Source organism: Psychroflexus salis, from assembly GCF_014640175.1.
GTDB lineage: Bacteria > Bacteroidota > Bacteroidia > Flavobacteriales > Flavobacteriaceae > Psychroflexus > Psychroflexus salis.
On the sequence record NZ_BMGL01000015.1, the window covers coordinates 32,788 to 54,232 of the forward strand.

At 32.9% G+C, this 21,445-nt stretch carries 17 protein-coding genes; 9 read left to right on the top strand and 8 right to left on the bottom strand.

All coding sequences use genetic code 11. The features are described 5' to 3' along the window. The first annotated feature begins 60 nt into the window (after positions 1-60). The 5 genes from mdxK (at position 61) to IEV63_RS12150 (ending at position 9,427) form a co-directional block, all read left to right on the top strand. On the top strand, positions 61-2,364 hold the full coding sequence (mdxK, locus tag IEV63_RS12130) for a maltose phosphorylase MdxK (protein ID WP_188407083.1): 2,304 nt from the start codon (positions 61-63) through the stop codon (positions 2,362-2,364). A 352-nt stretch (positions 2,365-2,716) separates the two neighbouring features. Continuing rightward, positions 2,717-4,585 carry a glycoside hydrolase family 13 protein gene (locus IEV63_RS12135; RefSeq protein WP_188407084.1) on the top strand — a complete coding sequence of 623 codons (1,869 nt, stop codon included), beginning with the start codon at positions 2,717-2,719 and terminating at the stop codon, positions 4,583-4,585. Between the two features lie 4 nt (positions 4,586-4,589). Continuing rightward, on the top strand, positions 4,590-5,609 hold the full coding sequence (locus IEV63_RS12140) for an alpha/beta hydrolase (RefSeq protein ID WP_188407085.1): 1,020 nt from the start codon (positions 4,590-4,592) through the stop codon (positions 5,607-5,609). Next, a complete protein-coding gene (locus IEV63_RS12145) occupies positions 5,585-7,972 on the top strand; it encodes a TIM-barrel domain-containing protein (protein ID WP_188407086.1) in 2,388 nt (795 codons plus the stop codon). The genes IEV63_RS12140 and IEV63_RS12145 overlap by 25 nt, the downstream gene beginning before the upstream one ends. Positions 7,973-7,984: 12 nt before the next feature. Further along, on the top strand, positions 7,985-9,427 hold the full coding sequence (locus IEV63_RS12150) for an alpha-amylase family glycosyl hydrolase (protein WP_188407087.1): 1,443 nt from the start codon (positions 7,985-7,987) through the stop codon (positions 9,425-9,427). 95 nt (positions 9,428-9,522) lie between these two features. On the opposite strand, the gene IEV63_RS12155 is transcribed toward IEV63_RS12150, so the two are convergent. The 4 genes from IEV63_RS12155 to rpmH form a co-directional block, all read right to left on the bottom strand. After that, entirely contained in the window at positions 9,523-9,777 is a 255-nt protein-coding gene (locus IEV63_RS12155; protein ID WP_188407088.1) for a hypothetical protein, read from the bottom strand. A gap of 12 nt (positions 9,778-9,789) precedes the next feature. Beyond that, positions 9,790-11,151, bottom strand: a complete 1,362-nt coding sequence (locus IEV63_RS12160; protein WP_188407089.1) for a hypothetical protein — start codon at positions 11,149-11,151, stop codon at positions 9,790-9,792. A 170-nt stretch (positions 11,152-11,321) separates the two neighbouring features. Next, positions 11,322-14,174 carry a carbamoyl-phosphate synthase large subunit gene (carB, locus tag IEV63_RS12165; protein ID WP_188407090.1) on the bottom strand — a complete coding sequence of 951 codons (2,853 nt, stop codon included), beginning with the start codon at positions 14,172-14,174 and terminating at the stop codon, positions 11,322-11,324. Between the two features lie 71 nt (positions 14,175-14,245). After that, positions 14,246-14,407, bottom strand: coding sequence for a 50S ribosomal protein L34 (gene rpmH / locus IEV63_RS12170; RefSeq protein ID WP_188407091.1), 162 nt, complete (start codon positions 14,405-14,407; stop codon positions 14,246-14,248). Positions 14,408-14,543: 136 nt separating this feature from the next. Here rpmH and IEV63_RS12175 point away from each other — a divergent pair, with 136 nt between their 5' ends. Both IEV63_RS12175 and IEV63_RS12180 read left to right on the top strand, forming a co-directional pair. Next, positions 14,544-15,059, top strand: coding sequence for a DUF2892 domain-containing protein (locus tag IEV63_RS12175; protein ID WP_188407092.1), 516 nt, complete (start codon positions 14,544-14,546; stop codon positions 15,057-15,059). Between the two features lie 155 nt (positions 15,060-15,214). After that, positions 15,215-15,931: a TlpA family protein disulfide reductase gene (locus tag IEV63_RS12180; protein WP_188407093.1), complete on the top strand. Its 717-nt coding sequence runs from the start codon at positions 15,215-15,217 to the stop codon at positions 15,929-15,931. Positions 15,932-15,933: 2 nt separating this feature from the next. Here the strand turns inward: IEV63_RS12180 and IEV63_RS12185 are convergent, their stop codons facing one another. Genes IEV63_RS12185 through IEV63_RS12195 form a run of 3 tightly spaced genes read right to left on the bottom strand, consistent with a single transcriptional unit; the run spans position 15,934 to position 17,944 of the window. Continuing rightward, positions 15,934-16,302 (bottom strand): sulfite exporter TauE/SafE family protein, encoded by a 369-nt coding sequence (locus IEV63_RS12185; RefSeq protein ID WP_188407094.1) that lies wholly within the window; start codon positions 16,300-16,302, stop codon positions 15,934-15,936. Further along, positions 16,302-17,261: a lytic transglycosylase domain-containing protein gene (locus IEV63_RS12190; protein ID WP_188407095.1), complete on the bottom strand. Its 960-nt coding sequence runs from the start codon at positions 17,259-17,261 to the stop codon at positions 16,302-16,304. The genes IEV63_RS12185 and IEV63_RS12190 overlap by 1 nt, the downstream gene beginning before the upstream one ends. A 2-nt stretch (positions 17,262-17,263) precedes the next feature. Continuing rightward, a complete protein-coding gene (locus IEV63_RS12195; protein WP_188407096.1) occupies positions 17,264-17,944 on the bottom strand; it encodes an alpha/beta hydrolase in 681 nt (226 codons plus the stop codon). A 140-nt stretch (positions 17,945-18,084) separates the two neighbouring features. On the opposite strand from IEV63_RS12195, the gene IEV63_RS12200 reads away from it, so the two are divergent. Further along, complete coding sequence (locus tag IEV63_RS12200; RefSeq protein WP_229737254.1) at positions 18,085-18,387, top strand: GNAT family N-acetyltransferase; 303 nt, start codon at positions 18,085-18,087, stop codon at positions 18,385-18,387. 8 nt (positions 18,388-18,395) lie between these two features. Here the strand turns inward: IEV63_RS12200 and mtaB are convergent, their stop codons facing one another. After that, positions 18,396-19,730, bottom strand: coding sequence for a tRNA (N(6)-L-threonylcarbamoyladenosine(37)-C(2))-methylthiotransferase MtaB (gene mtaB, locus IEV63_RS12205; protein WP_188407097.1), 1,335 nt, complete (start codon positions 19,728-19,730; stop codon positions 18,396-18,398). 116 nt (positions 19,731-19,846) lie between these two features. Here mtaB and IEV63_RS12210 point away from each other — a divergent pair, with 116 nt between their 5' ends. After that, positions 19,847-21,445 carry an ABC transporter substrate-binding protein gene (locus tag IEV63_RS12210; protein WP_188407098.1) on the top strand — a complete coding sequence of 533 codons (1,599 nt, stop codon included), beginning with the start codon at positions 19,847-19,849 and terminating at the stop codon, positions 21,443-21,445.

Here is a 21,445-nt window from a genome sequence, read left to right on the forward strand (position 1 = left end):
TTTTATAAGTGAATTAACTAAATATCAAAATAGTAAACTAAACTTATTAATTCGATTATTATGAATCAAGATTATATCACTCCCAATGAATGGTCTATTATTGAAGACGGATTCGACAAAAGTCGTGTAAAGTCTTCCGAGAGTCTTTTTAGTCTTGGTAATGGAGCCATGGGACAACGTGCAAATTTTGAAGAAACCTATACAGGCGAAACCTTTCAAGGAAGTTATATCGCTGGCGTTTATTACCCAGATAAAACAAGAGTGGGCTGGTGGAAAAACGGTTATCCAGAATATTTTGCCAAAGTGCTAAATGCACCCAATTGGATTGGCATTCGTGTGTTAGTAAATGGCGAAGAATTCGATTTAAATACCTGTACTAAAGTAGAAAATTACCAACGCGAACTCAATATGAAAGAAGGTTGGCATAAACGAACCTTTACAGCAATCACTCCTAATGGAATAGAACTGAAGGTTGTAGCAAAACGTTTTCTCTCATTAGTACAAGATGAATTAGGAGTTATCAATTTTAGTGTTACCCCTTTAAATCAATCAGCTGAAATAAGCTTTATACCTTATATCGACGCAGGAATTACCAATCAAGATTCTAACTGGGATGATAAGTTTTGGGAAATCACTAATGTGCAAAACGATGGCAAACAAGCTTTCGTAGAATCGCATACCAATAAAACTTTATACCATGTTTGTACGTTTATGGAGTCGATAGTTTTGTTAAATGGAAAAGAAGTTGATGCAACAGCAGAAAAATCTTCAACAGATAAACAAAGCAGTTTAAAATATACTCATATAGTAGAAAAAAATCAAACCCTAAGTATTCAAAAATATGCAGGTTATGTTACTTCATTAAACCATGAAAAAAACCATTTAATTGAAGCGGCAAAAAAAGTTCTAGAAAAAGGAACTCAATTAGGTTATGATAGGTTGTTGCAGCTTCAGCAAGAAGCTTGGGCCAATATTTGGTCTATGAGTGATATTTCTATCGAAGGCGATGTAAAAGCACAACAAGGCATTCGCTTTAATATATTTCAATTAAACCAAACTTATTTGGGGAAAGATGCTCGATTAAACATCGGACCTAAAGGATTTACTGGAGAAAAATATGGAGGTAGTACCTATTGGGATACCGAAGCCTATTGCATTCCATTTTACATGGCTACCAAAGATCAAGAAGTAGCTAGAAATTTATTAACGTATCGGTATAAACACTTAGGAAAAGCCATTGAAAACGCTGAAAAATTAGGTTTTACAAATAGAGCTGCGTTGTACCCGATGGTAACTATGAATGGTGAAGAATCGCATAACGAATGGGAAATTACCTTTGAAGAAATACATCGTAATGGCGCTATTGCATTTGCTATATATAATTACCATCGTTTTACTGGAGATTACACTTACATTCCAGAAATGGGAATGGAAGTTTTAGTAGGTATTGCTCGTTTTTGGCAGCAACGAGCTACGTTTTCTACCCACAAAAACAAATGGGTTATTTTAGGTGTAACTGGACCTAATGAATATGAAAATAACGTAAATAACAATTGGTATACCAACTACATGGCTAAATGGTGTATGGAATATATGTTGGAAAACCTGCAAATTCTTCAACATGATTATCCATCAGATTATCAAAGAATACTTTCAAAAACAAAGTTGAGAGATGAAGAATTAAAGCAGATGCATTTAGTAGCCTCTAATATGTATTTTCCTTATTCTGAAGAACACGATGTGTATTTGCAACAAGACGGTTTTTTAGATAAAGAAATGATTCGCGTAAAAGATTTAGAGCCTAAACAACGTCCGATTAATCAACATTGGTCGTGGGATAGAATTTTGCGTTCACCTTACATCAAACAAGCTGATACTTTGCAAGGGTTTTACTTTTTTGAAGATCATTTTTCAGAAACTGAATTGGAGAAACACTTCGATTTTTATGAACCTTTTACAGTTCATGAATCTTCACTTTCTCCTTGTGTACACAGCATCCAGGCAGCAAAGTTAAACAGAATGGAGCAGGCTTATGATTTTTATTTACGTACTTCAAGATTAGATTTAGACGATTACAACAAAGAAGTAGAAGAAGGTTGCCATATTACGAGTATGGCAGGGACTTGGATGAGCATTGTAGAAGGTTTTGGTGGAATGCGCGTAAAAGATAATCAATTGCATTTTGCACCTAAAATTCCAACACAATGGAATTCATACTCATTTAAAGTCAACTTTAGAAATCAGATTCTAACCATACAAGTTTCTAAATCTGGAGTAGATTTTAAATTAGAAGGTGCAGATCAATTCGAAGTTTTTGTTGATGGCAAAGCGAGAACAGTTAAGGCTGAAGCAGTAAGTGTGTAAATATAGACAGTTTGAGCCCACGAAAATTTTATTTAATAGGAAGTGACGTTTTTAAATTTGTTTTAACATCGAGCGGAGTCGAGATGCAAAGTGCTATCGACTGTAGTTCTTCCTGAGCATTGGTTGAAGGACTTGAATTTAAAGCAACGTATTGATAATCTGTTTTTAATTTTAAAACATCAATGGTAGTGTTTTCCTAGATTTTCAGAATAGAAAATCTAAAAAAAAAGTCGAGAACCGACGCAATGAGCACTCGATAGTTCTGCTGAGCATATTCGAAGTACGAACAGATTTGACACATAGATTATTAATTAAAATAGGAATTTGCGCCTTAGCGAGAAAAATTAAAATTATGAATATCAAATTAAATTATAAATTAATAGTTTGTTTTCTTTTTATAACAAACATTCAAGCCCAAGGGCTTCGAGTAGAACCACCCAATTGGTGGGTTGGAATGGAACTCAACGAAATACAATTAATGGTGTACGCTGAAAATATTTCAAGCTATCAACCTGAAATAAAGTACAAAGGGGTAAAAATCAATACAATTCATAAAGCCGACAGTCCCAACTATTTATTTATCGATTTGCAAATTTCAAATGCAGTAAAAGCAGGAAAATTCAAGATCAATTTTAAAAAGAAAGGAACCAAAAATCTGCGTTTTGAGTATGAGATCAAGTCGAGAGAAAAACCAGCTAGAGAAATCCAAGGATTTAATAGCAGCGATGCCATTTATCTAATCACACCCGATCGATTTGCGAATGCTAATCCTAAAAATGATGTGATAGAAAGCTTATTGGAAACAAAAATTGATAGAAATGACGATTATGCTCGACATGGCGGCGATATTGAAGGAATTACCCAACATTTGGATTATATTCAGGATATGGGTTTTACTGCCGTTTGGCCGAGTCCGTTGTTAGAAAATAATATGAAAAGTGCTTCATATCATGGTTATGCCATTACTGATTTCTATAAAGTAGATCCTAGATTTGGTACACTTTCCGAATACAAGAATTTAGCTAAAAAGCTTCAACAAAAAAACATGAGGCTCATCATGGATATGGTTGCCAACCACTGCGGAAGTGAACATTGGTGGATGAAAGATTTACCGTTTTCAAATTGGTTGAATTATCAAGAAGAATTTGAAGCTGGCGAAAAAATGCCCACTTCTAACCACCGAAGAACCACCAATCAAGACCGCTATGCTTCTAAATACGATGCTGCTGAAATGCAAAAAGGGTGGTTTGTGCAAACCATGCCCGATTTAAATCAGCAAAATCCATTTATGGCAACTTATATAATACAAAATTCCATTTGGTGGATAGAAACTTTACACTTGGGTGGTATTCGTCAAGATACCTATCCGTATCCCGATAAACATTTTATGGCGGATTGGGCGAAAGCCATTATGACGGAATATCCTAATTTTAGCATTGTTGGTGAAGAGTGGAGTTATAATCCGTTATTAGTTGCTTATTGGCAGGATGGACATCAAAATTACGATGGATATCGCTCGTATTTAAAATCGACTATGGATTTTCCGATGCAGCAAAATATTGTTGATGCCTTAAATGAAGACGAATCCTGGGACAATGGATTGGTTAAAATATACGAAGGTTTAGCAAACGATTTTGCCTACAATTCTCCTAAAGATATTATGATTTTTGCTGATAATCACGATAAAAGCAGAATCTACACACAATTGAATGAAGATGTAGAAAAAACCAAAATGGCTATGGGCTTGTTGCTAACTTTACCACGCATTCCACAAGTATATTATGGAACAGAAATTTTGATGAACGATACAGAAAAACCTGGCGATCATGGCTTAATAAGAACCGATTTTCCTGGTGGTTGGCTTGGAGATGAAGTTGATGTTTTTAAGAATGAAGCTTTAACTGAAACGCAAATGGATTTTAAAGATTTTTTGAAAACTATACTCAATTACCGTAAAAATTCAACAGCAATTCACGATGGAAAAACTATTCATTTTGCTCCTTTTGAAGGTTTATACGTTTTGTTTAGACAACATGAAAATGAAACCTTAATGCTGGTTTTAAACAAAAATGAAACTTCAAAAACAGTAGATTTAAATCGATTTAAGGAATTGGATTTAAATGGAAAAGAATTTATTAACTTACATACCGATAATTCTTTTATTTGGAGTGAAGAACTGCAACTCAAACATGGAATTTCAATATTTACCACCAAAAAATAAGCTTATGAAAGTCGTTTATTTATGCTGCTTTTCGTTATTAATGCTGGTATCCTGGAAAGATAAAAAAGCTTCAACTGAAACAGGAACTGAATATGCAACTGTAGTTCAAAGTGAATTTAAAGAAGTTAAAAATGCGGTTGTTTCTTCAGGAAAATTATTTCGAATAGAAAACTTTGAATCAGATTTTGTAAGCCGAAGAAATATAGACGTTTGGTTGCCCGAAAATTATTCAGATACGATTGCTTACGCCACATTATACATGCACGACGGACAAATGTTATTCGACTCTACAACTACTTGGAACAAACAAGAATGGAAAGTAGATGAAACGATTTCTCGTTTAATGAAGGAAGGTAAAATTAAACCTACCATTGTTGTTGGTATATGGAGTGTAACCGAAGACCGACACACCGATTATTTTCCGCAAAAACCCTGGGAAAAGCTTTCAGATTCTACTCGCCAGGCTGTTATAAAAGAAAATCAAGAAAAAAGTGAATCATTATTTAGAAAAGAAGTTAATTCTGATTCATACGTAGCCTTTGTTACTACAGAAGTTTTGCCTTTAGTACAAAAGAATTTTAATGTGAGTCAAAATATGAAAGATAGGGCTGTTGCGGGCTCTAGTATGGGCGGATTAATTTCTTGGTACATTATTTTAGAAAAACCAAATTTGTTTAGCACGGCGATTTGTATGTCTACGCATTGGCCGGGTGCAAAGCCTATAAAAAACAATCCTATTCCTGAAGCATTTTTTAGTTATATAGAAGAAAAACTGCCTACCGCACCCAATAACCACAAATTTTATTTCGATTTTGGAACGGAAACCTTAGACGAATTGTATCCGCCTTTTGAAGATAAAGTTAATAAAGTATTTGCTTCAAAAAACTATAAAAAAAGTTCATTTAGAAACCTAAAATTTAATGGTACAGACCACAGCGAACAATCTTGGAATCAACGATTACACGTACCATTAGAATTTGCTTTATACCCTGAAATGATATGCGATTTATCTATATTAGATTAGTATTTGTTCTTGTTTTAGTAAGCTCATCCTTCATTAAAGTTAAGGCACAAAATGTTGAATATAAAGCATTTGAACAAAAAAATGCACAAACTGTTTTAGTTGAAACATCCGATGGATTTTATCAATTCGAATTCTTAAATAGCGCAAGCTTGCAAGTTAGTTTTCTAGCAGAAGCTTCTGCGAATATAGAAAGTTCGCATGCTGTTGAAGTTTCTAAATCAAATATTTCAATCGATCCAAAAGTAACTGCAAATAATCTTGAATTTTCTACTTATGGAATTGGCGTTAAGGTGCAGAAACAACCTTTCGAAATCCGATATTTATATAAAGGAGAAGAATTACTAAAACATAAAAATGGATTTTCAACAGATGAAGTTAAAGTAGACTTTAAAGTAGATGAAAATGAAATTTTAATGGGCGGTGGAGCTCGTGCTTTAGGAATGAATCGACGTGGGCACAAACTTCCACTATACAACCGTGCACACTATGGTTATGAAACCCGTTCCGAACAAATGAATTTTTCCTTACCCATAGTTTTTTCATCTAAAAAGTACTTGCTTCATTTTGATAATCCCACAACAGGAAGCTTAGATTTAGATTCGCAATTTAACAATACACTTGTTTATGAAGCTTCTTCTGGAGCCAAGCGTTTTCAGCTAATTGCAGCTGATGATTGGGAAACAATTCTTGAAAATTACACTGATTTAACAGGAAAACAAGCTTTGCCAGCCCGTTGGACTTTAGGAAATTTTGCTAGTCGATTTGGCTATCATTCACAAGAAGAAACAGAAATGACGGTAGCTAAATTTAAGGAAGAGCAAATTCCTTTAGATGCGGTAATTTTAGATTTGTATTGGTTTGGAAACGAAGTAATGGGTACCATGGGGAATTTAAAATTTGAAAAAGATTCTTTTCCCAATCCCGAACGCATGATGAAGCGTTTTAAAGATAAAGGTATAAAAACAGTTTTAATTACTGAACCGTTTATGTTAACCAGTTCAAATCGGTGGGATGAGTCTGTACAAGCCGATGTTTTAGTAAAAGATTCCACAGGAAATGCAGCTACTTACGATTTCTTTTTTGGAAATACAGCACTTATTGATGTATTTAATCCGATAGCAAAAAATTGGTTTTGGAATATTTATAAAGGATTAAAGAAGCAAGGCGCGACTGGTTGGTGGGGCGACTTAGGCGAACCGGAAGTACATCCAGAACATTTACTGCATTATGGAAACCAAAAAGCCTACGAAGTCCATAATATTTATGGAACAGAATGGGCAAAATTAATTTTTGAAAATTACCAAAATGAATTTCCGAAAGAACGGCCTTTTATTTTGATGCGAGCAGGCTACTCAGGTGCACAAAAATACGGAATGATGCCTTGGTCTGGAGATGTAAACCGATCCTGGGGCGGATTGCAATCCCAGCCTGAAATTTCGTTGCAAATGGGTATGCAAGGTTTAGCTTATATGCATTCAGATTTAGGAGGTTTTGCTGGCGATTTGTTGGATGATGAATTATATGTACGTTGGTTACAATATGGCGTTTTTCAACCCATTTACCGTCCACACGCACAAGAAGATGTAGCGGCTGAGCCTGTTTTTAGAAGTAAGGATGCTAAAAACTTAGCTAAGAAGGCTATTGAGTTGCGTTATCAATTACTGCCTTATAATTATCACTTAGCATTTCAAAATTCAACCAAAGCTTTACCGCTTATGCGACCTTTGTTTATGGAAGAACCTAATAATTTTCTGTTGTATGGCATTAGTAAAACCTATTTGTGGGGAAATGATTTTTTAATTTCTCCTATTTTAGAAGCTAAGCAAACGCTAAAAAAGGTTTATTTTCCTTCAACAAACAATTGGTTTGATTTTTATACCCACGAAAAATATGAAGGCGGTCAATTTGCTTATGTACAAACCCAAAAGGAATCCATTCCCACATATGTTCGTGGTGGTGCATTTATTCCTTTAGCTGAAATTCATCAAACTACCGAAGATTATCAATTCAACAATATTACCTTTAAGTATTATTTTGATGAAAAGGTTGAAGCTTCACAACGGAGTTTTTATAATGATGATGGAAAAACTGCCAAGTCTTTTGAAGATGATGCATACGAAATGCTTCATTTTAAGATTGAACATTTTAACGAAATAAGTGAGCTTCAAATTGAACATCAAGTTGAAAAAAATTATACAACCGATTTAGATGAAATTCATTTGGAATTTATCAATTGGAAAAAAAGACCGATTTCTGTTCAAGTCAATGGAAAAACTATTTCATTTGAATATGAAAATCATACACTATTCCTTAAAAAAATTTCCATTAGCGAAGAAAAAACACAAGTATTAATTAGACATTAAATATAGAAAATTATGAGAAAATTAGTGAGTTCAGCAATTTGTATGATGCTACTGGCATCTTGTGCAAATGAGAAAAAAGAAGAAGCCCGAAAACCACTTAAAAATCAAGATCAGCCTAAAGAATTAATAGTAACTAATGAAGCTTTAGAATCGGCGCTAATTTACGAAGCAAATATTCGCCAATATTCACCTGAAGGTACTTTTGAAGCTTTTACCAAGGACATTCCGCAGCTGAAAGAATTAGGTGTAAAAGTAATTTGGTTGATGCCGATTTATCCCATTTCGATGACCAACCGAAAAGCAACACCAGAGCTTTCTGTAGAAGATATTGAAGACGAAGAAGAAAAGAAAAAATATTTAGGAAGTTATTACGCTATTTCAGATTATACTGCGGTAAACCCAGAATTTGGTAGTATGCAAGATTTAGAGAAATTAGTAGAAACCGCGCATGAAAACGATATGTATGTAATTTTAGATTGGGTAGCCAACCACACGGGGTGGGATCATCATTGGATTGATGAACATCCTGAATATTACGTAAAAAATGCAGCTGGAGAAATTACCGACCCGATGAACAAAGAAACAGGTGAAACTTGGGGTTGGACCGATACAGCGCACTTGGAGTACGATAATCCAGATTTGCATGAAGCCATGAAAAACGAGATGAAATTTTGGGTAGAAGAAAAAAACATCGACGGTTTTCGATGCGATGTAGCTGGCGAAGTACCTACTGTCTTTTGGGAAAATACAGTTAAGGAATTAAAGCAAATTAAACCTGTTTTTATGTTGGCTGAAAGTGAGAAAAAAGATTTGTTTCATGAAGCATTCGATATGGGTTACAATTGGGAAGGACATCATTTAAAAAATGAACTAGCGCAAGGTAAAAAAACAGTAAAAGCCTGGGATGAATACATGGTAAAAATAGATTCTACTTACCAAAAAGACGACTACTTAATGAATTTTGTTACTAACCACGACGAAAATTCTTGGAACGGTACCATTGAAGAACGCATGGGCGATGCAGCCGAATTAATGACTGCATTTTCGTACACCATTCCTGGGATGCCGTTAATTTATAGTGGTCAAGAATACGATATGAGTCACCGATTAAAGTTTTTTGAAAAAGACAGCATTCCTAAAGAGAAAGGAGAAATGTGGCCATTACTAGAAAAATTAGGTCAGTTAAAATCTTCAAATCCAGCTTTAAATGGAGCAAAAAAAGCAGCAGACTACATACGAATAGCTACAACTGAAGATGAGAAAATATTGGCTTTTAAACGATTAAAAGAAGACAAAGAAATTATTTTTATCGCAAATATGTCGGACACAGAAGTTGAGTTTAATGTAGAATTAGAAGGAGATTTTACAGACTACATGAGTGGTGAAGCCGATTCTTTTAATAAAGATAATACTATTATTTACCCAGCTTGGGGGTACCAAATTTTAGTGAAATAATTTAGGCACAACGAATTTAGAATAATAAAAAAAGCTACAAATGTTCATATTCATTTGTAGCTTTTTTATATACTATTTTAAGGCAACACATAAGCTTACAGAAGCTGACTTTGAATAATTTTTTTCGGGATTATTCTTTTTGCACCTTGAATTAAACTTTGTATAATATAATTGAATATTGAACGATGATTGTTTCTTTCTGTGGTGTATTCTACTACAACATATTTCTTTTCGTGTGGTAAATTATTTTCTTCAATTGCTCCTTGAAGAATAAAGCTTAATAATTTGTTTTTCTTTGCTTTATGTTCATTTACAATTTTTAAATGTAAATTTTTGTAATCTAAAATCAATTGGTTGTTCGATTAATATCCATTATAATTCATGGTATAATGAATTCTATTTGCCTTTCCAGAATCGATTTCTAAATGTACTAAAGGTTCAATTATATTGTTTAGCTTACTTAATTCGATGGCTTTAGCTTCTATAGTAGCGCTAAAATTATTGCTCTGATAAGGAATATTCAATTTAAAACCAATATCGGCTTGGCCCATTAATTTGCCTTTTAGTTCAGCAAACATTTGCTCAAAATTATTTTGTTTTTCTAGCATGTTTGTAACTCCATAAACAAAACCATTCATTTTTTGAATATCAATTGTGCCATATTGATTTTTACCGGCACCTAATTCACTGTATGCTAATGAGCTATTCAAAATGTTGATTGTATCTACTTTCATCTTAAATGGAATAAGCTTAAGCATTTCTTGAAATGTTGGTTTAATTTTGATTGGTGGCGGTGGTCTGTTTTTGTTTTTTCCTATTTGTAAATCGAATTGGTCTATGCTAACTTTTTGAGCAACAAGATCTAAATGAGAATAAAATTCGCTAGAAGTTTCAAATTGATGAATGCTGATTTCTTTTGCACCAAATTGCATTATATCCTTCTGGTATGGAATATCTTGGCTTACTTTCAACCAATCCAAAGAATTTTCAAAAGAAATACCTTTTAAACTTGCTTCCTTTTCTTTTAATTGATAATGAAAATGACTTACATGTATGTTTGAAAATTCATTCAAACTAAAATGAAGACTATCGAAACTGATAGTTAAGTTATCCATTTCAAAAGGAATAATGTTCGAAAATTTTAAGGAGTTTGTATTAATCTTACTGGCTTTGATATTAATATTGCTTATGCTTCCTATTGTGCTGTTCGAATTAGATTCGGACAGTAAAACAGAACCATCGATAAGATTGAAATTTGTAATATCTACTCGTGTTAAGACATCACTAAACATGGATTGAATACTTCTTCGGCTTTCTTTTTGTACACGATCAGGGCTTAGGCTAATTTTAAACTTGGGTTGAATAAATGTAATGCTATTAATACTTAACCTCTTCTCAAATAAAAGCCCATATAGATTTAAGCCTTCTAAGTGCGCATTGTTTAATATGGCATTTATGCTTGTTTGATTATGTAAATCTAAGGGAATAACTTCAACATTTTCAAGCTGAATTCCATTAAAAAAAGTACTTAAATCTAACTCTTTGTAAGTAATGTTATATGCTCGTTTAGGATCTGCATTTAGTGTAGATTGAAAATTGGTTTCTATCCACCATTCCAAGCCTTTTACACACATAAAAATCAAAACAAAACCAATTATTATACTGCTAACTATTTTTTTAAATTTTAAGAAAATAAAACTTTTATGTTGCTGCTTTAAAGACATTAATTATGTATTTATACTATAAATTAAGCTTTTGCAGAGTCTCACACCTTCAGATAAATTAAATAGCTTTGCCTAGTTTATTAATTGATTTTAAACAAATCCTGTTAAGCTAAAAACTCGTTAGACTTATTCATCTAACGAGTTTTAATATATAAATTTTAAAGCAGCTGTTATTTGCTCAAGTACATTTTTCTTCGGGTGTATAATTCATAAAAGTCATCATCTCGAAGACTGTCTATGAACAAAATACTTTCTCCTGTACTTTTCATTTCTGGTCCCAACTGCTTGTTTACATTGTGAAACTTATCGAATGAAAATACTGGTTGTTTAATAGCGTATCCATCTAATTTCGGATTGAATTCGAAATCGGTCAATTTATTTTCTCCAAGCATCACTTTGGTAGCATAATTAACATAAGGTTCTCCGTACGCTTTTGCTATAAATGGAACGGTTCGTGAAGCCCTTGGATTAGCTTCAATAATATAAACTTGGTCGTCTTTAATCGCAAATTGAATATTGATTAACCCAACCGTATTTAAGGCTAAAGCAATTTTTTTAGTATGGTCTTTAATTTGTTCAATTACCAAATCGCCCAAATTAAATGGAGGTAAAGTAGCGTTGGAATCTCCCGAATGAATTCCACAAGGCTCAATGTGTTCCATTATTCCGATAATGTATACATTTTCGCCATCGCAAATTGCATCGGCTTCAGCTTCAATCGCGCCGTCTAAATAGTGGTCCAATAAAAGTTTGTTGTTTGGTATTTTACGGAGTAGGTCAATTACGTGAGCTTCTAAATCTTGTTTGTTAATTACAATTTTCATTCCTTGTCCACCTAATACATAAGATGGTCTAACCAAGATTGGAAAATCTAATTCATCTGCTAAAGCTAAAGCTTCATCTGCCGTTTCAGCTACACCAAAATCGGGATAAGGAATTTCTAAATCTTTTAATAAAGTTGAAAAACTTCCTCGATCTTCAGCTAAATCTAAAGATTTAAAGCTTGTACCCAATATTTTGATACCGTAGCGATCTAATTTCTCAGCTAATTTTAAAGCAGTTTGCCCACCCAATTGAACAATTACACCTTCAGGATTTTCATGGCGAATTATATCATAAATGTGTTCCCAAAATACAGGTTCAAAATACAATTTATCGGCAGTGTCAAAATCTGTAGAAACTGTTTCAGGGTTGCAATTAATCATAATGGTTTCGTAACCACATTCGGCTGCAGCCATAACACCGTGCACACAACAATAATCAAATTCAATACCTTGGCCAATGCGGTTTGGCCCCGAACCTAGAACTACAATTTTCTTTTTATTGGTTACAATACTTTCGTTTTTTACAGTTGGTTTTTCACCTTTTAATTGGTGTTCTGCTTCAAAAGTAGAGTAGTAGTAGGGTGTTTTTGCTTCAAATTCTGCTGCACAGGTATCTACCAATTTATACACTCGATTTATAGAAAGCTCTATACGTTTGTTGTAAACCTGGCTTTCTAAACAAGATAGCATATGAGCAATTTGTCGATCGGCAAATCCTTTTTGCTTAGCTTCTAATAGTAAATCTTTTTGAATAGTGTCTATAGTAAACTTGCTAATTTCTTTTTCTAAGAAATGGAGTTCTTCATATTGTTTTAAAAACCACATGTCTATTTTTGTAATTTCATGAATTCTACTTAATGGAATTCCCATTTGAATAGCATCGTAAATAGTAAATACACGATCCCAGCTTGCGTAAGTAAGTTTTTGTATAATTTGATCGTAATTGGTGTAACCTTTACCATCTGCACCCAATCCATTGCGTTTAATTTCTAAAGATTGAGTTGCTTTATGTAAAGCTTCTTGAAAAGAACGACCAATTCCCATTACTTCACCAACCGACTTCATTTGTAATCCTAAAGTGCGATCTGAACCTTCAAATTTATCGAAATTCCAACGAGGAATTTTTACAATAACGTAGTCTAATGTTGGTTCAAAATAAGCCGAAGTAGTTTTAGTTATTTGGTTTTTTAGTTCTGTTAAATGGTAACCAATAGCCAATTTACTTGCGATTTTGGCGATGGGATATCCAGTTGCTTTAGATGCTAAAGCTGAAGAACGCGAAACCCGTGGATTAATTTCAATAGCAATAATATCTTCTTTTTCATCTGGACTTACGGCAAATTGTACATTACAGCCACCAGCAAAATCTCCAATACTACGCATCATTTTAATGGCCATATCTCGCATGCGTTGATAAGTTCTATCGCTTAGCGTCATAGCAGGAGCAACAGTAATCGAGTCGCCAGTATGAATTCCCATTGGATCCATATTTTCGATACTACAAATTATGGTTACATTATCGTTCGCATCGCGCAACAACTCTAATTCGTATTCTTTCCACCCAATTAAAGCTTTATCGATAATGACTTCGTGAATAGGTGATGCTTCTAAACCACGAGTTAGCAATTCATCAAAATCTTCTTCTTTATACACAATTGAAGCACCTGTTCCACCTAGTGTAAACGAAGCTCGAATTACCAGCGGAAAACCAAATTCTTGGGCAACTTCTTTTCCTTTTAAAAAGGAAGTGACCGTTTTAGATGGTGCAACGGCAACACCAATTTTTTGCATTAATAAGCGAAATTTTTCTCGATCTTCAGTAATATTTATTGCATCGATATCTACACCTATCAACTCTACATTAAAATCCTGCCAAATGCCTTTATCGTCTGCTTCAATACAAAGATTTAAAGCAGTTTGTCCACCCATAGTTGGTAAAACAGCATCAATTTCTGGATGCTTTTTTAGTATATCGATAATAGATTTAGCGGTTAGTGGTTTTAAGTAAATATGGTCTGCCATAACAGGATCCGTCATAATTGTTGCAGGATTCGAGTTAATTAGGATGGTTTTAATTCCTTCTTCGCGAAGTGATCGCAATGATTGTGAACCAGCGTAATCAAATTCGCATGCTTGCCCAATTACAATAGGGCCAGAGCCGATAATTAAGATGCATTTTAGGTTTTTGTTGAGTGGCATAAGCGGTAGATATAAAAAAAGGTGTTACTAATAAAAGTAACACCTTTGAGTTGTTATATAAAATTAATCATTTATTTTCTTCTTAAGCTTGCTTCAGATGAAACACTTAATTTCTTTCTTCCTTTGGCTCTTCTTCTAGCCAAAACTTTTCTTCCGTTTACGCTAGACATGCGGTCTCTAAAGCCATGCTTGTTTTTTCTTTTTCTTTTTGAAGGCTGAAAGGTTCTTTTCATTTCAATGTATATTTAATGCGTTGAATTTCTATTTTTTATTGCGTGCAAATATACGATAAGTTTTGAGTAATGCAACAAATAATCTACAGGTTTTTTATTCAAGTTTATGTAAATTTGCCACCTTAAATACTTATACATGTTTAATAAAAATTTAAAACTAGTAATTGCCTTCTTAATAGTAGCATTTGCAGTTTATCAATTTACAGGCGGACACATTGGTAACGGAATTGCCCTTGTTCTATTTTCGAGCATATTTGTTTTATTGTATTTTAAAAATGAAATGATTTTACTTTCATTCTGGAATTTACGTAAACAAGATTTTGAGGGTGCCAAAAAATGGTTAGATAAAATAGGAAATCCCAAAACTAACTTAACTCAGAAACAGCAGGGTTATTTTAATTACCTGCACGGTTTAATGACGGCGCAAACCAACATGAATCAGTCTGAAAAATATTTTAAAAAAGCTTTGCAGTTAGGCTTATCGATGAAGCAAGACATAGCGATGGCTAAATTAAACTTGGCTGGAATTGCTATGACCAAAAGAAGAAAGCGAGAAGCTCAGAAACTTTTAAAAGAAGCAAAAGATTTAGACAAGCAAGGCATGCTGAAAGACCAAATTAGAATGATGAAGCAACAAATGAAGAAGATTTAATTGCTCTTACTCACATTTATTTATAGGACTTTTCATTTTTTGAGAAGTCTTTTTTTTGTTAAAAGTTGTAGAAGTGAAACTACCTGATACCTAAAAAAATATATTAGTCTTAATTAATTATGTAATTTTTTTGTAATTTCATAAAAAATATTTTAATGAAATTTTTATTCATTATATTTTTTATGATATTAACCCATTTTGATGCCTTTGCTCAAGATGAAAATTTTGGGGTGGAAGAATCTGAGAAACGGTATTTTTCAGAACAAATTTATCGATACTATTCTGAGTTTAAAGAAAAAAGCAATCGAGCATTTAGTTTAGGTAAAAGACAAGAAGCTTATTTTTATTACAAACAGTTAATAGATGAGCATTTAGTAGGCAGCTATATGGATAATTTTAATGCTACCTGTTTATCGAATTCAAATTGTCAAATCCAAGATTTTCAAAAACCCTTAATTTTACTTACTTACGCATCATGGAATGTACCCACTAAAGGAGAAGTTCCAGCTTTAAATAATTTGGCTAAGAAATACAAAGATCAGGTTGATTTTGCTGTGATTTTTTGGGATGAAAAAAAAGATGCTATTGAAGCAGCAAAAATATATAATAAATACATTGAGATTTTATACGTAGATGAACTAAAAAATAAAGATGCTTACACAGTAAAGATGCTAAAACATAGCTTAGGCTTTCCAACAATTTATGTGCTGGGAAGTAATAAAAAAATATTACAAATTAAATCAAATCCACAAAACGACTGGAATTTAGCAGACGATGAAGCAATTAAAAATAGCATAGATGAATTTAATAGTTTAGTAGAGCAGATTCAGCTTTTTGAAGATAAAATTATTGCAGATACTTCTTTGGATTAAACTTATTTTTCAAAAATTAATTTTACTGAAATAGCCAGCATTAAAATTCCAAATATTTTTTTTAGTAATCTTTCATCTATACTAATGGCTAATTTTGAGCCTAAATAACCACCAATAATAAATGATATAGCCATAATTAAGGCAAACTTCCAATTTAAACTACCATCTTTATAGTAGTTGTAAGCAGCAAAAAAAGTTACAGGAATAGCCAACACACCAAGGCTTGTGCCTTGTGCTTCATGTTGCGAAAAACCCAATAAAAAAACCATAAGTGGAACCATAACTACACCGCCACCAACGCCCATCATTCCGCTTAAAAATCCAGCTAAAAGCCCAATAAGTATTAAACTTACAAAAATACCTACATTCATTATTTTGTGATTTGTTTAGATTTAAAAATATAAGCTGTCGAATCTGGAACATTAATTTGATACAATCTACCCGAATTGTTCTGTAAATTCTTATCACGTAGCCAAGGATTGTAGCGTTTTAAAGTTTTGTAGCTAATACCAAAATCTTGAGCAAAATGAGCTAAATTTGTAATGTTAGTATCTATATCTACAGATTTGGTTTTAGCTAATTGGTACATTTGGGTTTTGTTTATTTTAAAACCATAAGCTTCATAATTACCAATAATTTCTTTAAGAGCTAAAATTCGAAAGACATATCGTGAGGTTTCTTCTACCAACAACAAATCGTAGTAATCTGTAACTTCTTGTTTTTCTAATTGTTTGTTTATTCCAGCATTACCAGCATTGTAAGCTGCAGCTGCAAGTGTCCAACTACCAAAGCGTTCTTTTGAATTTAAAAAATACTGGCAAGCCACTCGTGTTGCTTTTTCAACATGATAGCGCTCGTCTATATTGTCGTTAATTTCTAGTCCATATTCGCGTCCAGTTGCTTTCATAATTTGCCAAAAGCCTGTTGCTCCTGCTGGAGAAACAACATTCATAAAGCCACTTTCTGCTAAAGCTAAATATTTAAAATCGTCTGGAACGCCATTTTCTTTTAGTATAGGCTCAATAATAGGAAAGTACTTGTGGGCTCTTTTAATGAGTAACACGGCATTAGATTGCCAATAATTATTTACTAAAAGTTCACGATCTAGTCTTTCTTTTACTTCTGGATCTCCTAATGGAACCACTTCACCAGCAAAATTTAAATTGCTAGGTAAATCTAAAGCATAAACAATACTTTTACTGTTGTTACTTTCTTTTTTGTTAGTATTCTTATTTTTGGTTTCTGTATTTATTCCAAATGCTGAAAGTAATAAATAGACGCTTAAACCTATAAATACCAAATTTGATACAACTAAAATATTTTTTTTCATAATTAATCTGCTAATTTTCCTTCTCTTAATAAGTTGGGTAAGTGTTTGTTAAACCAACGATATTTGTTTAAAATCATAATATGGGTACCGTCTTTCAAAGGTATGAAATCTTTGATTAATTTAGCTGGGAAAACTTGATCTGCAGTACCATGAATATGAATGATATTTGGTATAACCTCTGTTTGATTCCAGCAAACCATATGTTCAATTGCCCATTCTAAATATGTTTTTTCATTTACAGATAAATATTGCCTGTATAATTGCACTCTTTTTTTTATGAAATTACCCACAGGAAGTTTTTCAATTTGATCCATATAATTCAACAAACCCAAAGGTAAGACTTTATAAGCTTTTGTTTTGGAAGCAAAACGCATATGTGGGGGCAATTCTTCACTAGATTTTACACTCGATATAATAATTAATTTTTTTGGTTTTTTAATTTTCGCCATTTCTTGAACCAAAACACCACCAAAAGAAACACCTATTAAAGCAAAATCTGTATGTTTAACTTCATTGAGCATTCGCTCAGCATAAGCAGATAAACTTTCATTAGCAAGTGGAATTTTCCAGGAGAGCAAGTGAATTTTAAATTCATCTTCTGTTAAGTTGATGTATTCAAAAATACTTGGATTAGCAGCCATGCCTGGCATAAAATATACATGAAGTACTGAATCTTGTTTCATATTAAGTCAAAAAATAGATTAAACCAAAGCAACTTAATGGAGTCTTATTAATACTATTTTAATAAATGTTTGCAAACGTAATAATTAACTACATCATTGCGTTGTAAATTTGTATTTGTTTAATGATTTTAAGAACGAAGATGATGGAAGAATTACTCGAAATAAAGAAAAATGAATTTTTAAGACAATTTGAAGCTTTAGTAGATAACGAATTAATTACGATTGAATTTGCTGAACAAGAGCGAAAAATGTTTCTTACTAAAATGGTTATTAGTGATCACCTAATTGAAGATGGCTATAAAGAAAAAATGATTAAAAGTGTTCTTGATCTTTTAAAAGAAGAAGAAGTAAAGGTCGTTCCTACTTGTAAAGAAGTGAAAAGTTTTATTAGAAGGAATAAATTTTTGTATCAAAGTATGTTGCCTGTAGGAATTGCACTTTAAAAGTACAATTAAACCAATTCAGTTACTTGAGATAAAATTTTTGCTTTCACCATTCCAGTTTCATCAATCTCTTCTAACTTAACATCTAGTAGTTGATTAACAAAATTTGGATTCCAAGGATGTATTACTTTAACGTAATTCTTAGTAAAACCGTGAATGTATCCTTCTTTGTTCTCTGCTTCAAACAAAACTGTTTTAGTTTTACCTAATTGGCTTTCATAAAAAGCTCTTCTTTTTTTAGCTGAAAGTCCACGTAGTAATTTGCTACGTTTTTTACGTTGTTTTTTAGAAACTACTCCATTCATTTCTGCAGCAAGCGTATTTGGTCTTTCTGAATAGGTAAATACGTGTAAATAAGAAATATTCAATTCATTTAAAAATTGGTAAGTTTCTAAAAAGTGAGCTTCAGTTTCACCTGGAAAACCAACAATAACATCTACACCAATGCAAGCATCTGGCATTTGTTTTTTAATTTGTTGTACACGGTCTACGTACAATTCTCGTTGATAACGGCGACGCATTAATTTCAACATTTCGTTGCTTCCACTCTGTAAAGGAATATGAAAATGTGGTACAAAACATTTGCTGTCTCCTACAAAATCAATGGTTTCATTTTTTAGTAAATTGGGTTCTATCGATGAGATTCGAAGACGTTCAATTCCTTCCACTTCATCTAGAGCTTTTACCAATTCTAAAAACGTATGTTCGTGTTTTTTGTTGCCAAATTCACCTTTTCCATAATCGCCAATGTTTACTCCAGTAAGTACTATTTCTTTAATATCTTGAGCGGCTATTTCTGCAGCATTTTTTAATACATTTTTTAATGTATCCGACCTAGAAATGCCACGAGCCAAAGGTATAGTGCAATAGGTACATTTATAATCGCAACCATCTTGTACTTTTAAAAATGCGCGAGTACGGTCGCCAATAGAGTAGGAGCCAACATAAAAATTAGCTTCATCAATTTCGCAAGAATGTACCTCGCTTGTTTCATTTTTGCTTAAATCGTTGATGTATTGTGTTACCTTAAATTTTTCTGTTGCACCTAGAACTAAGTCTACACCATCAACTGCAGCTAATTCTTCAGGTTGTAATTGGGCATAACAACCAATACCGATAACAAATGCATCTTCGTTAGTTTTTTGGGCTTGTTTTACAATACTTTTAAAACGTTTGTCTGCATTTTCTGTAACGCTACAGGTGTTAATCACGTAAACATCTGCTGTTTCGTGAAACTCCACTTTTTCATAACCATCGTTTTCAAAACTTCTTGAAATGGTCGAAGTTTCAGAAAAATTTAGTTTACAACCTAAGGTGTAAAAAGCTACTTTAGGGTTTGGCATTCCAATAATATTTTTTTCTAATAATTAATATTTTAATTTGAAAATATTTAACTTAGATAAGCTTTAATAGATTTGCAAAGATACTAACTTATATTTGCTTCTTAAAATTGAACAATTTGCAATTTACAGTCCGCTTTAGTTTTATTTTCTTCCTACTCCTTATTATTTGGGGTTGCTCAACTTCTTCAACAGAAATTCCAAATCATACGGTATTTCGATATAACGAACATGCAAATATTACTTCTTTAGATCCTGCTTTTGCAAAAGATCAACGCAATATTTGGGCTTGCCATCAAATTTACAATACCTTGGTTCAATTAGATCAAAATTTGGACGTAAAAGCCGATGCTGCAAAATCTTGGGTTATAAGCGAAGATGGATTAACTTATACATTTCAATTGCGTTCTGATATTTATTTTCACTCACATAAGGTTTTTGGGAAGGATTCTACCAGACTTTTAAATGCTGCAGATGTTAGTTATAGTTTAAATCGACTAACTAATCCAGAAGTCGCTTCACCCGGAAGCTGGGTTTTGCAAAAAGTAAAACAGATAAAAGCCATTGATGAATTTGTAGTTCAAATTAAATTAAAAACTGCTTTTCCTGCTTTCTTAAGTTTGCTTTCTATGCAATATGCATCCATTATACCTGTTGAAATGGAACAACTCGATTTTAGAACTTCACCTATAGGAAGTGGTCCGTTTTATATGAAGCGATGGATTGATAATGAAAAATTAGTGCTTCGAAAAAATCCGTTGTATTTTGAAACTGACAAAAACGGAGTACAATTACCCTATTTAAAAGCAGTAGCCATTACTTTTTTACCTGATAAACAAAGCGAATTTATGCAATTTGCTCAAGGAAATTTAGATTTTTTAAGTGGCTTAGATGCTTCGTATAAAGATGAATTGCTTTCGCCAAACGGACAACTGAATGCGAAGTATGAAAATCGATTGCAGATGCAAAAATCTCCTTATTTGAATACAGAGTATTTAGGTATTTTTAAAGAAGGTAAAAATTCAGCCTTGCAATCTAAAAAGTTCAGGCAAGCTATCAATTTCGGAATTAACCGAAAAGACATGATTGCTTATTTGCGAAATAATATTGGTGTACCTGGAGAGAATGGCTTTATTCCTAAAGGTTTGCCTGGTTTTACTAATCATAAAAAATATACTTATCAACCCGAATTAGCCAAGCAATTAATCCAAGAATTTAAGCAAGAATCGGGTATAAAAAAGCCAAGTATTACTTTAGCTACAAATGCTTCGTATTTAGATTTAGTGGAGTTTGTTCAAAAAGAATTGCAACAACTTGGTGTAGATGTTGCTATAGATGTAATGCCGCCATCTACTTTATTGCAACAGCGCTCTGCTGGACAATTACCTGTTTTTAGAAGCAGTTGGATTGCCGATTATCCTGATGCAGAAAACTACTTAAGCTTGTTTTATAGCCGCAATTTTTCACCCAACGGACCAAATTACACCCATTTTAAGAATGCTACTTTCGACAGTTTGTACATAAAATCTTTAGCCATTTCTGAAACTAAAAAACGAACTCATATGTATCAAAAGATGGATTCAATTTTAATTGAAGAAGCGCCATTTGTGGTTTTGTATTACGATGAAGTAGTTCGGTTTACGCATAAAAATATACAAGGATTGGGTATAAATCCCTTAAATTTACTGAAACTTAAAGAAGTACAAAAAACAGAATAA

Bases quoted from the DNA above. Each gene is read 5' to 3' on its own strand.
- IEV63_RS12175 (WP_188407092.1), top strand. From the start codon at position 14,544: ATGTTTAATAAAAATTTAAAACTAGTAATTGCCTTCTTAATAGTAGCA.
- IEV63_RS12145 (WP_188407086.1), top strand. From the start codon at position 5,585: ATGCGATTTATCTATATTAGATTAGTATTTGTTCTTGTTTTAGTAAGC.
- IEV63_RS12185 (WP_188407094.1), bottom strand. From the start codon at position 16,302: ATGAATGTAGGTATTTTTGTAAGTTTAATACTTATTGGGCTTTTAGCT.
- mtaB (WP_188407097.1), bottom strand. From the start codon at position 19,730: ATGCCAAACCCTAAAGTAGCTTTTTACACCTTAGGTTGTAAACTAAAT.
- carB (WP_188407090.1), bottom strand. From the start codon at position 14,174: ATGCCACTCAACAAAAACCTAAAATGCATCTTAATTATCGGCTCTGGC.
- IEV63_RS12160 (WP_188407089.1), bottom strand. From the start codon at position 11,151: ATGTCTTTAAAGCAGCAACATAAAAGTTTTATTTTCTTAAAATTTAAA.
- mdxK (WP_188407083.1), top strand. From the start codon at position 61: ATGAATCAAGATTATATCACTCCCAATGAATGGTCTATTATTGAAGAC.
- IEV63_RS12190 (WP_188407095.1), bottom strand. From the start codon at position 17,261: ATGAAAAAAAATATTTTAGTTGTATCAAATTTGGTATTTATAGGTTTA.
- IEV63_RS12180 (WP_188407093.1), top strand. From the start codon at position 15,215: ATGAAATTTTTATTCATTATATTTTTTATGATATTAACCCATTTTGAT.
- IEV63_RS12200 (WP_229737254.1), top strand. From the start codon at position 18,085: ATGATGGAAGAATTACTCGAAATAAAGAAAAATGAATTTTTAAGACAA.
- rpmH (WP_188407091.1), bottom strand. From the start codon at position 14,407: ATGAAAAGAACCTTTCAGCCTTCAAAAAGAAAAAGAAAAAACAAGCAT.
- IEV63_RS12150 (WP_188407087.1), top strand. From the start codon at position 7,985: ATGAGAAAATTAGTGAGTTCAGCAATTTGTATGATGCTACTGGCATCT.
- IEV63_RS12135 (WP_188407084.1), top strand. From the start codon at position 2,717: ATGAATATCAAATTAAATTATAAATTAATAGTTTGTTTTCTTTTTATA.
- IEV63_RS12140 (WP_188407085.1), top strand. From the start codon at position 4,590: ATGAAAGTCGTTTATTTATGCTGCTTTTCGTTATTAATGCTGGTATCC.
- IEV63_RS12195 (WP_188407096.1), bottom strand. From the start codon at position 17,944: ATGAAACAAGATTCAGTACTTCATGTATATTTTATGCCAGGCATGGCT.